At 42.9% G+C, this 12,976-nt stretch carries 15 protein-coding genes; 10 read left to right on the top strand and 5 right to left on the bottom strand.

All coding sequences use genetic code 11. The features are described from left to right. Window position 1 precedes the first annotated feature (1 nt). Both QR722_RS02380 and QR722_RS02375 read left to right on the top strand, forming a co-directional pair. A complete protein-coding gene (locus QR722_RS02380; protein WP_286285155.1) occupies window positions 2-385 on the top strand; it encodes a diacylglycerol kinase in 384 nt (127 codons plus the stop codon). Between the two features lie 58 nt (window positions 386-443). After that, entirely contained in the window at window positions 444-2,051 is a 1,608-nt protein-coding gene (locus QR722_RS02375) for a phosphoethanolamine transferase (RefSeq protein ID WP_286285154.1), read from the top strand. Here QR722_RS02375 and QR722_RS02370 read toward each other — a convergent pair. Beyond that, window positions 2,029-2,730, bottom strand: coding sequence for a phosphatase PAP2 family protein (locus tag QR722_RS02370; protein WP_286285153.1), 702 nt, complete (start codon window positions 2,728-2,730; stop codon window positions 2,029-2,031). The two genes, QR722_RS02375 and QR722_RS02370, sit on opposite strands and share 23 nt — an antisense overlap. Before the next feature lie 57 nt (window positions 2,731-2,787). Continuing rightward, the gene (locus tag QR722_RS02365) at window positions 2,788-2,997 is read right to left on the bottom strand and encodes a penicillin-binding protein (protein ID WP_286285152.1); all 210 of its coding nucleotides are present in this window, start codon (window positions 2,995-2,997) and stop codon (window positions 2,788-2,790) included. A 226-nt stretch (window positions 2,998-3,223) separates the two neighbouring features. On the opposite strand from QR722_RS02365, the gene QR722_RS02360 reads away from it, so the two are divergent. Next, window positions 3,224-4,060: a M23 family metallopeptidase gene (locus QR722_RS02360; protein ID WP_286285151.1), complete on the top strand. Its 837-nt coding sequence runs from the start codon at window positions 3,224-3,226 to the stop codon at window positions 4,058-4,060. 108 nt (window positions 4,061-4,168) lie between these two features. Then, the gene (locus QR722_RS02355) at window positions 4,169-4,774 is read left to right on the top strand and encodes a pyridoxamine 5'-phosphate oxidase family protein (RefSeq protein WP_286285150.1); all 606 of its coding nucleotides are present in this window, start codon (window positions 4,169-4,171) and stop codon (window positions 4,772-4,774) included. 18 nt (window positions 4,775-4,792) lie between these two features. Here the strand turns inward: QR722_RS02355 and QR722_RS02350 are convergent, their stop codons facing one another. Beyond that, a complete protein-coding gene (locus tag QR722_RS02350; RefSeq protein WP_286287530.1) occupies window positions 4,793-6,082 on the bottom strand; it encodes a ribonuclease J in 1,290 nt (429 codons plus the stop codon). A 261-nt stretch (window positions 6,083-6,343) separates the two neighbouring features. Between QR722_RS02350 and QR722_RS02345 the strand changes: the two genes are divergently transcribed. From QR722_RS02345 to QR722_RS02330, 4 genes are all read left to right on the top strand, one after another. Then, window positions 6,344-6,892, top strand: a complete 549-nt coding sequence (locus QR722_RS02345) for an HNH endonuclease (RefSeq protein ID WP_286285149.1) — start codon at window positions 6,344-6,346, stop codon at window positions 6,890-6,892. A gap of 98 nt (window positions 6,893-6,990) precedes the next feature. Continuing rightward, entirely contained in the window at window positions 6,991-7,893 is a 903-nt protein-coding gene (gene yihG, locus QR722_RS02340) for a 1-acylglycerol-3-phosphate O-acyltransferase, YihG family (RefSeq protein ID WP_286285148.1), read from the top strand. Window positions 7,894-7,899: 6 nt separating this feature from the next. Further along, the gene (gene yihG / locus QR722_RS02335) at window positions 7,900-8,796 is read left to right on the top strand and encodes a 1-acylglycerol-3-phosphate O-acyltransferase, YihG family (protein WP_286285147.1); all 897 of its coding nucleotides are present in this window, start codon (window positions 7,900-7,902) and stop codon (window positions 8,794-8,796) included. Beyond that, window positions 8,796-10,037, top strand: a complete 1,242-nt coding sequence (locus QR722_RS02330) for a mechanosensitive ion channel family protein (RefSeq protein WP_286285146.1) — start codon at window positions 8,796-8,798, stop codon at window positions 10,035-10,037. Before yihG (QR722_RS02335) ends, QR722_RS02330 begins: the two co-directional genes overlap by 1 nt. Before the next feature lie 70 nt (window positions 10,038-10,107). Here QR722_RS02330 and QR722_RS02325 read toward each other — a convergent pair whose 3' ends face one another. Continuing rightward, on the bottom strand, window positions 10,108-10,290 hold the full coding sequence (locus QR722_RS02325) for a hypothetical protein (RefSeq protein ID WP_286285145.1): 183 nt from the start codon (window positions 10,288-10,290) through the stop codon (window positions 10,108-10,110). A gap of 300 nt (window positions 10,291-10,590) precedes the next feature. Here QR722_RS02325 and QR722_RS02320 point away from each other — a divergent pair, with 300 nt between their 5' ends. Beyond that, window positions 10,591-11,373, top strand: a complete 783-nt coding sequence (locus QR722_RS02320) for a YggN family protein (protein WP_286285144.1) — start codon at window positions 10,591-10,593, stop codon at window positions 11,371-11,373. Between the two features lie 29 nt (window positions 11,374-11,402). Continuing rightward, the gene (locus QR722_RS02315) at window positions 11,403-12,215 is read left to right on the top strand and encodes an NAD-dependent epimerase/dehydratase family protein (RefSeq protein WP_286285143.1); all 813 of its coding nucleotides are present in this window, start codon (window positions 11,403-11,405) and stop codon (window positions 12,213-12,215) included. Window positions 12,216-12,228: 13 nt separating this feature from the next. Here QR722_RS02315 and QR722_RS02310 read toward each other — a convergent pair whose 3' ends face one another. Continuing rightward, window positions 12,229-12,801, bottom strand: a complete 573-nt coding sequence (locus QR722_RS02310) for a hypothetical protein (protein ID WP_286285142.1) — start codon at window positions 12,799-12,801, stop codon at window positions 12,229-12,231. Window positions 12,802-12,976: the final 175 nt, after the last annotated feature.

Here is a 12,976-nt window from a genome sequence, read left to right as displayed (position 1 = left end):
TATGCATACAGTAGTCAATAAACCCAACGGTCAAGGTTTTAAGCGGGTTTTAAAAGCCACCACCTGTTCTATAAAAGGATTCAGGGCGGCTTGGATCCATGAATCAGCATTTAGACAAGAATGTACCCTTGCTCTGCTGCTGACTCCGCTGAGCTTTATACTTGCCCAATCGAGAATGCACTGGCTGATGTTAATTGCAAGCATCCTGTTCATGCTATTCGCTGAAATAGTCAACTCTGCCCTCGAAGCATTATCTGACAGTGTGACTTTGGAACACAATGTTTTGATCGGGCGTGCTAAAGACTTAGGTTCATCCGCAGTATTTATTGCATTGAGTTTACTCGCCTTAGTATGGGGTGAAGCCCTTTTCTGTTGGCTGATATAAGCCCAAATATGACCGACAACGAACTCATTAAAATCGAATTGAAGTAGAGTCCATCGCTATGTTAAATCGTTATTTACCCAAGCTCTCAGCACAATTACTATTGTTTATAACTGCACTATTTATATCCATTACCGGCAATCTGACTTTCTTTGCCAAAACCACTGAAGTCTATGCGTGGGATCTGCACAGCGGTTTTCTTATTTCACTATTTCTGGTGTTGTTTTCAATAATTGGTTTATTAGCATTGCTGCTAGATATAATCTTGCCCACCAAAATTGCCATCGCTACCTTATTGATTATTTCAGCGTTATCTGGGTATTTTACTGATCAATTCGGCATTATCATTGGCTCCGATATGCTGCGTAGTATGTTAGAAACAGACTCGGCGGAGGCATTTGATTTAATCTCTTGGACTTTTATTCTACAAGTTTCCTTATTCGGCGTTTTACCATCAGTACTAATTGCTATGTCGTCCATTCGTAAGCAAACTTTCTTCAGCACCCTTAAATTCAATTTGGCCGCTGGATTGGTCTTAATAGGCATTGTAGTAGCCAGTGTATTCTTGTTTAGTGATCAATACGCCAGCTTTATTCGCGAACACAAGTCACTGCGGTTTTATACTAACCCACTACATCCTGTGTATTCTGCAGTAAAAATCACTTCGCAACATATGAAATCGACAGCGCAAAGCGTATATTTAAAAATGACCTCAAGGTCATCTATTCCGCTAACAGATTTACATAGAGAATTAGTCATTGTGGTGGTTGGTGAAACGGCCCGAGCAGATCACTTTTCGCTAAATGGCTACGGGCGTCAAACCAATCCCAATCTTGCCAAAGAGTCACGCTTGATAAACTATTCCCAGATAACCGCTTGCGGCACGTCTACTGCCGTTTCGGTGCCCTGTATGTTTTCTATGTTACCAAGGGATGAGTTTGATATTGATGATGCAAGCAATACTGAAAATGTATTAGATATCTTAGCCAAAGCGGACATTAGCGTGCTGTGGCGAGATAATAATTCTGACTCAAAAGGCGTAGCGGATCGCGTACCATACGAGAGTTATCGAGACCCTGAGGTCAATCCCGTATGTGATACAGAGTGCCGCGATGAAGGGATGCTTGCTGGATTGCAAGAATATATCGATCTGCAAGAGCACGATATTTTAATTGTTTTACATCAGATGGGTAGCCATGGCCCCGCCTATTACAAACGTTATCCCAGACAATTTGAAGTTTTCAAACCCGCCTGTCAAACCAACGAGCTCAGTCAGTGTAGTGATGAAGAGATCGTCAACGCCTATGATAATACAATTCTATATACCGACCATTTCTTGTCTAAAGTCATTGGATTTTTAAAGAAGAATACGCCAAGGTACGAAACGTCCATGCTGTATGTCAGCGACCACGGAGAATCTTTAGGTGAAAACAACATTTATTTGCATGGATTACCCTATATGTTAGCACCCGATTCTCAGCTTAAAGTGCCTGTCATAGCTTGGGTTGGCGAGTCTTCGGATATAGATTTGGCGAAATCCCGTGAACTAAAGGATATACCCAACTCACACGATGCTATTTCCTATGCCATTTTATCTGCATTAGAAATTGAATCAGATGTGCGCCCATCGACTGCACCACCGCTTTTTATACTTGCTGACGAAGACTGAGCCGTTTAAATAACCTGTAGCACAAGTAGCATACGCTCCAAGACACCAGCGCGCTGGCAATATCATGAGATAGAAAGTGAGCGCCGCGCAGCTGCTGAGCGAAACCATATGTAACACCTAACAGTAAACCAGGTGCCAGCCACACTCTCGATGCTAGCGGTGCACCGCTTATGCTTGAGGAATGGCGATACAATGACATGGCGAAAAACACACTAAAAAATGCAAAGCCGCCCGAAGCGTGACCGGAAGGGAAGCAATTGCCTACAGGTAACTGAGATGAAAACATTTGCTCGAAATAAACAAATTCCATGCTACCACCTAGATCTTTCACATCCCACGGGCACGGAAGAGTCGTGCTATGTTTGAGCACAGCCACACTGAGCAAAGACATGATAAAAGCCACACATAGGTAGGAGGAAGCCAGCCGAGTTTGGGCTCTAATACCTGTGCGTAGATTCAACCAAATACAAGCAACTAGCATAGCCAGCAAACTCATTCCCACCAAAATGCGCCCACCGCGATGGATAACTGTCTCTAACAACCAGGATTGCTGCCACATCCAACCTTGGCTGAGCTGGTAATATTTGCTTGACAGCCAAAAATCCAACCCTGAATACTGCGCCACTATCATTAGTAATAAGGCCACTAAGCAAGCTAGGACGGGGCGAAAACCTGTCATAATTTAGGTCTCAAATATAACTCTTCCATTTTTGACAACCGCCACAGCATGGCAAAACTAGTAGAACGAATTAGGACTAGAGTCTGGGTTAATTTCACCAGCTACTTCATCAGGATCCACATCATTTTCCAACAGAACGCCACGCACTATCTCGATGTGATCCAATATATTTTGATAGTTCTCACCATACTCATATTTATTGACTTCGATGGCCTGAGGCATGTAGCTAAAAGCTATTTTCAAGGCTAATAATTCATCTTTGCTCATTTATTGCTCCTTTGGCTAGATTGAAACGTAAGCATTAAGACATGGGCAATCTTAACGGGTTCACATGCAGAACAATTTTATTCCGAGACACTTACTGCCCTGCGTTTTTTATGCAAAGTGCAATCGGTTGATATTTAACTAGGCAGTGAAGTAAAACCAACGAATTGAGGGGCTACTAACAGAGTTGCTCCTCGACCAAATTTATTCCATTGGTAATTGGACAGGCATGTTTAAGTATTTGTTAAATCTAACAGTAAAAATAAAATCGGCAATCATTTTTGTACTTTTATGGATGTTAAATGGCAGCGCATATGGATACTGCATCCAGCAATGGGCATGTTTTTCAGTTGAGGAAAATGGCCAGCACGTTGAGGTTTTCTTAGAAAATAAACAGCCTTTTGTAATTACCTCTACTTTATCCTTGGCCACCAGCAATTTACGCTCAGCAACGGCTCAGCAAAACGCTTACCAACTAACTCGGGTGTTACAGGGATTCGAGAAACAACAGATTTTGTGGCTATACCCCCAAGATGTGACAAAAGCATTTTCCTACCGAGACCTTGAATTCAACTGGACCCCAGGAAACATGTACGCCAAACACGATGACCAACAGCTGTATTTACAGCCTTTCGCTGCCCACAGTAATTATCCTGTTATTCAGGGATACTCTGGCAGTTGGAGTCATTTCGGCCCATCAAAGTATGCCTTAGATTTTGATATGCCAGTAGGCACGCCCGTGCATGCTGCTAGGGGTGGCCTAGTGATTGATTTGACTGAACATCATTCCAAAGGTGGCCCAGAACGTCGATTTTCACGGTTTGCCAATTTTGTTACCCTATTACACAGCGATGAAACCACAGGTGAGTACTACCACTTGCGTCAAAATGGCGTGGTAGTGAAAGTAGGCGACAAAGTTATAGCGGGCCAACTAATCGGCTATTCAGGCAACAGCGGATTTTCATCCATGCCACATTTACATTTTGCGGTTTACATCGCTAAGCGCAATGGGAATTATCAATCTGTACCGGTAAAGTTCACCAAACCTTTGCCGTTAAATCATTAAGCAATTGTGCGCTAATAACTGCCTCAAAGATTTTGAAAAGACTCTTATTGAGCACATTTATCGTACAATATTGAGAACTGCCATCTATTAGCCATTGAGACATAGACTATGCCGACTCTTGAACGACCTATATGGCGCAGCCATTTGCACCATTCATTAGATTCGAATGAGCACCTGCGTGAATCTACGTATTTGCAGTTTACGACTGTGAGCTGCCAAGGTTTGCCAGAGGTTCGAACCGTTGTCTTCCGTGGCTTTGTGCCCAATTCGCATGGTTTAATGGTGCACACCGATGTGCGCAGTGGCAAAATAAGCCAGCTGAGACGTAACTCTAATGCGGCCTTATGTTGGTATTTCGCTAAAACGCGAGAACAATATCGATTATCCGCAAAGGTAGTGGTCGTAGACGCTCAGTATGCCCAGAGCCACCCTTTTAGTGCTCTACGCGACAAACAGTGGCTAACATTATCACCAAGCGCCCAACAGTCATATTGGTGGCCTAAGCCTAGAACGACGATAGGGCTGAATGATGAATACCAAACCCATGGATCAATACCCGCTACCCAAAACCTTGAGCAAGTGAGTCCGCACTTTTGTTTATTGGTGATTGAGCCCAGTCAGATCGACTATCTGCATCTGGCCACAACGCCCCATCTCCGTATAGTTCATAGGGTTAGTCAACAGGGTTGGCACTCTCAAAATGTTAACCCTTAGTGATGAATTGCCCGGTGACTAATGATTCAGCGGGATCCTGCCGGTTTTAACCGCACTTTTACGTATCCCAATATTGGGTGCCAACATGAATAAATCGCCATTTTTACCGGTTAATGTGCGTGGGACTTGGGCTGATTTAGCAATTTGTGCATTACTTAGCATATGCGCGTCTTCACCGTGAGTTGGCACCGCAACCTGCGGACACACCCATTGATACATCTGTTTTAATTCTTCTTGGCAAGGATGACCAGACGCATGGATCGTTAGCTGAGTTTGTTCTGACATCACGGTATCAATTTGTCTGGCGTTTAATGCTTTGACTAAATTTTCGATTGGCTTTTCATTGCCCGGAATAATTATCGAACTAAATATAACTAAGTCCCCCTTATCCAAGGACAAATCTCGATAGCTGTCTCGGGCTAGGTTTGCCAAAGCTGCTCTGGGTTCGCCCTGACTCCCAGTGGCCACCGCCAACACCTCTTCGGGTAACAAGTAGCCAGCATGATGAGCATCGATAATGATTAAATCTTCCGGCCAATGACCGGTGGCCTTAGCTGCACCAACGGTATTCAATAATGAGCGACCTAGTAACGCAAGATACCGTCCCGTCTCTGCTGCGATTTTTGCTAATGTGATTAGGCGAGCGATATTGCTGCTAAAACAACCCACAACCACCCGACCTTGAGCATGAGAAATCAATTGCTTGAGTCCCGAATAACAAGCACTTTCAGAGACAGAATGCCCGGCCCGTAACGCATTGGTCGAATCGCAAACCATCGCCAGTATATTTTGTTCTCCTAACTGTTTAAATTCTCGCTGATTAAAGGGTTGTTCGGTGACAGGTGCACTGTCTATTTTCCAGTCTGCAGTATGGAATATGGTGCCCGCTTCGGTTCGAATTAGTAAAGCATGGGGCTCTGGTAATGAGTGGGTAATCGACATCCACTTGATATTAAAGTGACCAATGTCGGCCATGCCATTGTTGGCAACTTCGATAATGGGAATGTTCGGCTGCTTGCCGTCGCGAGATAACTTTCGGCGTAATATTTCGGCGGTATAAGGCGTGGTATACACCGGACACTTCAGTCGTGACCACAGATAAGGCAGCGCCCCTATATGATCTTCGTGAGCATGAGTAATAACTATTCCAACCAGATTTTCCGGTTGTTGGGTGATAAAAGTGGGATCAGCGCTCACCACATCAAAACGACGGCCCCCAGATGCGGCATCTTTAGGATCCAGGGGTTCGTCAAAGGTTACCCCGCAGTCCACCATTAGCCACTGGCCATTATGACCAAACAAATTCATGTTCATACCGATTTCCCCCGTTCCACCCAATGGGAGAAAGTACAGGTCATCTTTGCTGGGGAGTAAAAGTTGAATAGTTTTGTCCTTTTAGCTGCTGAGTTGTTTGTTGTTTATATGCACGAATGGGAAAAAAGGATTGAAGCGCTTAAAAATTAGGCGTTTTGTACAAAACCTGTCACAGTGGCAGTGTAGTAATTAATCCGTAAACAAACGAAATTATAACAACAATAACACTTTATACTGGGATTATTGGGGAAACTTATGTTCGTATTACGTCTCAACAAGTCAGGTATGCCACAAGCCTGGATAACACCAGAAGATGCCGCTAAGCATTACGCCCAAGGACGAGTACTTTTTGAGCTAGGTGAAAGTAAAAAAATTCTACACGGCGGTTGGAACAATCAAGGGGTGCAAAGTGTACTTGAGCTAAGCTCTATCATCGCTTGCGAGGGAAAAGTCACAGCTATGGGAGGCGAGATATCCTTGTGCAATCGCTACTTGTTCCGTCGTGACAATTATCTATGCATGTACTGCGGGCAGAAGTTCAAACCATCCCAACTGACCAGAGACCATATTATGCCTCGCTCTCGCGGCGGCAAAGATATCTGGACAAACACAGCCACGGCCTGTAGTAGATGTAATTGCCACAAAGCGGCACGTACACCCGAAGAAGCCGGTATGACGTTAATTGCAATTCCCTTTGTTCCCAATGTTTACGAGCGATTCTATTTAATGAATCGGCGGATCTTATCTGACCAAATGGCATTTTTAGGCAATCATTTTTCCCAAAACCGCAGTTGGTGTGCATGATCCTCAGCATATGCGCAGTGAGAAAATATTTAGCACTACAAATAGGTCGTCAAAATAGTTTACACTAGCGCCCAATTCTACTTGGGGAGGGGGTTAGTTTGGGCGCACTACTTCAAAATTTGATTGGTACTGTATCGGTCATTGTTTATTTCGTGAATACTGTCTTTTGGGTTATTCCCATTGTTATCTTTTCATTTTTGAAACTTATTCCAATCAAAGCTTGGCAAACTATGGTCAGCTACCCGTTGGATGGATGTGCAACCTCTTGGATAACGGTAAATTACCTTATTCAACGTTCGACAGGAAACACCAACTGGAAGGTAGAAGGCTTAGAATCACTTACGCGCAAAGATTGGTATTTGGTGGTTTCAAATCATCAATCCTGGGTTGATATTTTGGTTTTACAACGAATCTTCAACCGTAAGATCCCATTTTTAAAATTCTTTTTGAAGAAAGAATTAATATGGGTGCCATTTTTAGGCATCGCCTGGTGGGCTCTCGACTTTCCATTTATGCGCCGCTATAGCAAAACATTCTTAGCCAAACATCCTCATCTTAAAGGCAAAGACATGGAAAGTACTCGCAAAGCTTGTCAAAAGTTTCAGCATAAGCCAGTGAGTATTATGAACTTTGTGGAAGGGACACGCCTCACACCACAGAAATTAGCCCGCCAAAATAGTCCATTTACCCATTTGTTAAAGCCCAAAGCCGGCGGCATGGCGTTTGTACTTAGTGCCATGGGTAACCAACTACACAAATTGTTGGATGTGACCATTTATTACCCCGGAGGTATTCCAACTTTTTGGGATTTTGTTTGTGGCAAAGTCAAGGATATTCACGTAAGCGTTAGAGTGCTATCAATAGAAGACCTCATGAACAGTGATGCCTTTGCTATGGATTACTTTGATAATCCTGAACAGCGGGCTAAATTTCAACGTTGGTTAAACCAATTATGGGCTGAGAAAGACCAAACCCTTAAATCCATGTCTGCAGGTAATTAAACTAAGATGTTGAGCGTGATACCGGCTTTTATATTATTTCCTATTCATTTCATTTTTCAGATAATCAATTTGGCATGCTGCGCCTTGTTAATTACTCTATTAGGGTTAATCAAGCTTTTGTTACCCTTTGGACTTGTAGCCGCTGCCCTCACCCCGGTAATGCATTTTTTGATGTTTGCTTTTGGGGTGGTGAGTGTGAAGATGATTCGCCTGACCAATAAGGTCGATTGGCAATGCGAGATCGATAGTCAATTAAATAAGAATCATTGGTATCTGATGATGGCCAATCATCTAAGTTATTTGGATATCATCTTATTGATCGACTTCGCCGCCAAACGCATCCCAGCGCCGAAGTTCTTCCTCAAAAAAGAGTTGATTTGGCTACCTTTTGTGGGCCTAGGGGCATGGGCACTAGATATGCCATTCATGCGGCGCTACAGCCGTGAATATGTTGAAAAAAATCCGCATTTAAAGGGCAAAGATATCGAGACCACCCGTAAATCTTGTCGCAAATTTCAGCGCACCCCAACCACGGTGATTAATTTTGTCGAAGGAAGTCGCTACACAGCAGAAAAGCATCAGAAAAAGGCCAGTCCATACCGATATCTGCTGCCTCCTCGTGCAGGAGGCGTGGCCTTCACACTGGCTGCTATGGGAGAGCTGTTTACCAATATCTTGAATGTCACTATCTTGTATCCAGACAACACTAAGCACCCCATGATGGACATGCTCAGTGGCAAGTTAACTAAAGTGATTGTACATGTTGATGTTTTGCCGGTATCTGAGCAAGTGGTGGGTGACTACTTTAACGATGAGACGTTTAAAACCAATTTTCAGCTATGGTTGAACGACGTCTGGCTGCAAAAGGACAAATTAATCGCACAATTAGTGGGTAATAAATAATGTTGGAACGAATACAAGTGCAGAATTGGTTATTAGCACAACTCAGCCATATAGATAAAGGCGTCACAGAGCATAGCTGGCTGTATCAATTGAGCTCCTTACTGCTGCTATTTATTATCGCCTACAGCAGTTTTAAGTTAGCCCGAATAGTGGTGAAGAGCCGTATCGGAAAACTAGTAAAAACCAGTCGTAACAATTGGGACGATGAACTGCAAAAACATGGATTCTTTAGGCGCTGTGGGCACACTTTAACTGCTGTCATTGTCTATATTTTATGCCCTCTGTTATTGTCCGAAACAGACTTGTTGTTCTCCATCATTCAAAAGTCGATGCTAATCTATATTGTTGTTTCTATGGTGTGGGCAGGCAGTGCCCTTTTTAATACCGTTGAAGATGTGTATAACGCTTCGGAGTTGGCCAAAAGAGCGCCTATAACGGGCTTTATCCAAGTCGCTAAATTAATTTTAGTAATTGTTGCCACATTAATTGTCATCTCAAGTTTATTGAACAAATCGCCTTTCTTATTGATATCTGGGTTGGGTGCAGTAACTGCCATCTTATTATTAATATTCCGTGACACCATTTTAGGTTTTGTGGCCGGTATTCAAATCGCTGCCAATCGTATGGTGAATACAGGAGACTGGATTGAGTTGCCTAAATATGGTGCCGATGGTGAAGTTTTGCAGGTTGGCTTGACCACCGTTAAAGTGCAAAATTGGGATAAAACCATCTCGACCGTGCCTACCTATACTTTAATAAGCGATTCGGTGAAAAACTGGCGTGGAATGACTGAATCTGGGGGGCGAAGAATCAAACGTTCGGTGTTAATCGATATTGGTTCGATTCGCTTTTGTGACCAAGAAACACTCGCCCAGTATAAGAAAATCCGTTATATCAGCAACTATATAGACTCTAAAATAGCTGAGGTACAGGCATACAATAGCCAGCAACAAATCGATGAACAAGACTTGTTGAATAGCCGCCGTCTCACCAATATAGGCACTTTTAGAGCTTATATGTCTGCCTATTTGCACAATCATCCGAGTATTAACCAAGATATGACTATTATGGTCAGACAATTGCCCCCCACTGAAATTGGTTTACCCTTGGAATTATATTGTTTTTGCGCAGATAAAAATTGGGTTAACTATGAAGGCATTCAAGCCGATATTTTTGATCACTGCTTAGCTATGCTGACAGTATTTAATTTGCGGGCCTACCAAAGAGTGAGTGACAAATAAAAAACCCCTTGAGTTGTATTCAACATCAAGGGGTCGATTGCAAGCTGGGCTATTTATTTAGCCTTATGCCTCAGTGCCACATTAGAGCTAGGGCGAATAAAAACGCCACGGCTAACCCCGACACACCGAAATAACCATATTCTATTTTCTCTTTCAACCCATTTGCAGGTGATGGGATAAATCCCATGATAATACAGCTCATACCCACGACAAATGCAAGTACAGTCATTCCAAATAACACGGCGTCAAACATGCTCTCTCCAAACAAACAAATTTCAATGGCTATATTATGCACCAAAAACTAAACTTTGTGGAATGATCTAAATCAAACCGGCACAGATTATAGCAGCACTGTGATGGTTAAATTGACCATATTTTAGTTCCAACCCTTAATAAAGCGCTTTAACATCCACAAGGTTTATTATAGATTTAACCTAGATTGTTGTTTTTATTATAATTTATAAAATTGGCCCAAGTGTTGCTCTACTCTATTTCATACCGAGTATTTAGCTAAAAATATTCAGTGACTTTATAACGAATAAGGAAAGTGAGCATGAAAAAGACCTTGATAGCGACCAGTTTAGTACTTTGTTCTAGCCTAGCCCTCGCCAATGAATGTAATGTTAACATCGAAGGAAATGTATCGTTAGTCAACGAAGTACTGACCATCACTACTGACGACAATGATGTAATTGCCATCCAAGGTGGAGAGCAATTATATGTAAATGGTAAATCTGTTGAATTGACTAGTCAGCAGTATGAGTGGATGTCGAATTACTATCAGGGTGTTTACCGTGCGGTCCCAGAAGTAGCTAGTATCGCCATAGAAGGTGTAGCTATTGCAAGTACTGCGGTTACAGAAGTGTTTGGTGGCCTGCTTGGTGCTGACTCGAGAGCGATTGATGATATCAATTTGAAACTTGATGAGATTAGCCAAAAGATCAAATATAACTTTTATGCGGCTGATGGTAGCATCCAGTTAGATTCTACGCGCTTTTCCGATGGCGAAATATTTGGCCCTCAATGGGAAGAAGAGTTTTCTGATGCGGTAGAAGAAGTAGTCACCTCGTCAATTGGTCATTTAATGATAGCACTGGGCACTCAGATGCTGTTTAGCGATGACGATTCAGGAGACTTCGAACAGCGCATGGAAACTTTTGCCGATGACATTGAACAAAAAGTGGAAGCGCAAGCTGCGGTATTAGAAAAAAGAGCTGACGCCCTATGCCTGCAATTAGCTGATATCGATTTTGCTGAAAACAACTTGCAAAAATCGGTAGCTGAACTGTCTGGTCTAGATGTTATATCAATGCATGATGGTGCCAAAAGAATGTAATATCGCACCCATATGATGAGAGTTTAATATTGAAAATTTCTATTATTGGCGGTGGTTGGCTGGGACAACCACTTGCCGAAACCTTTAGTCAACTCAATCACAATGTGGTGGTAACCAAACGTTTAGCTCAAGACGCTGCTGACCTCACAAATAAAGGTTTAGCGGCAATCCAGTTTAATCTGGGTACAACCCCGAACTCCAGTGATTCGAAACGCCTATTTAATTGTGGCCTATTAGTGTTAAATATCCCACCTGGTCGTAAGTCATTCCAAGCTGATAGCTTCATACAAAACATGTGTGATTTGATAAATTTAGCCAAATCCTCAGGTACCCAAAGGTTATTATTTATATCCACTACTGCGGTGTATGGTAACGACAGTCGTGTTGTTTATGAGCACAGCGACACTGCCCCCGAAACAGAAAGTGCAAAAGCTCACGTTAAAATAGAACAATACATTCAGCATGTATTTGCCGCGCAAGGAACTATATTGCGCCTATCAGGTTTAGTTGCAGAGGATCGCCATCCTGCCAAATTCATGTCTGGCCGCAAGCAGATTGAAAACGGTCAACAAGTGGTCAACTTGATCCATCGCCATGATGTAATTCAAGCAATTGTAGCTGTAGCGAATAAGCAAGCTTGCGCGCAAACATACCATCTTAGCGCTTTAGACCATCCTTCCAGAGCTGATTATTATTGTGCAGCGGCTAGAAAGTTTGGCATCCCCTTACCGGAATTTTCCATTCCAACCTCTACAGCCCAAGGCAAACAGATACACAGCCAACTCAGTTTAGATGATTTGGCGATGAGTCTCGCCTACCCCAGTCCCTACGATATGCTTTAGGGCTAAGATTGGGTCACTCGAACGTTCTTTTGGTTACGACTTGTGGCACGTTGCAGCGTGGATCTTGTTTCTGCATCGCTTTGATCATGTCTTGAGAAACGGTGATGCCATTTGGCAGTATTATAGGATCGCAACCATGGTTTTGCTCACACAGCATATCCCATTTGGCTTCTGCTTTGATATGGCAGGCAAAACAGTTTCCACCGAACTGATTGACGACTTCAAAGGCCCCGCGAACTTTAATTTTAGAGCCCTGTTGATTGACTTCTAGCTCCAAAAATTCCCAATCCTTAGTTACTTTATTAAAGCCAGCCTCACGTTTTACCATGACTTCTGTGGGGATAAGTTGCACGACAGAACCCACAGGGTATTCGCCGCCATTTTCTGAATTAGCTACGGCCACGGTAGCCTCAACATCACCTAACAAATTATCTACAAAGAAGCCTCTTACAGGGGTCATATCGGTCAAACACCCAAAGTCCTGCGCTTGGGCGATGATTTCCTTTTCAGCTTTGGCTGAGGAGATAAAAACCGCAGCGAACATCAGTATTAATGCACTAACTAAGTGGGGTATTGCAAGTTTCATAAGCTCATCCGTTTCATGTTCATATCGTGATTTCAATCAGTATCGCCAAAAGCTTCACCCTTGCACACTTTACTAGGTTGATAGTGAGGTATTAGTTAAATATATAAAAAAGCCCCTTGCGTTTTGAAACGTCAAGGGGCCCTAAAGAGCTTTTTCAAAAAGCAATTTACTTGGC

The sequence above is a fragment of the Aliiglaciecola sp. LCG003 genome (genome assembly GCF_030316135.1).
Classification (GTDB): Bacteria; Pseudomonadota; Gammaproteobacteria; order Enterobacterales; family Alteromonadaceae; genus Aliiglaciecola.
The sequence above is the reverse complement of the archived record's forward strand: the minus strand, read 5'-3'. Positions and strand labels throughout refer to the sequence as shown.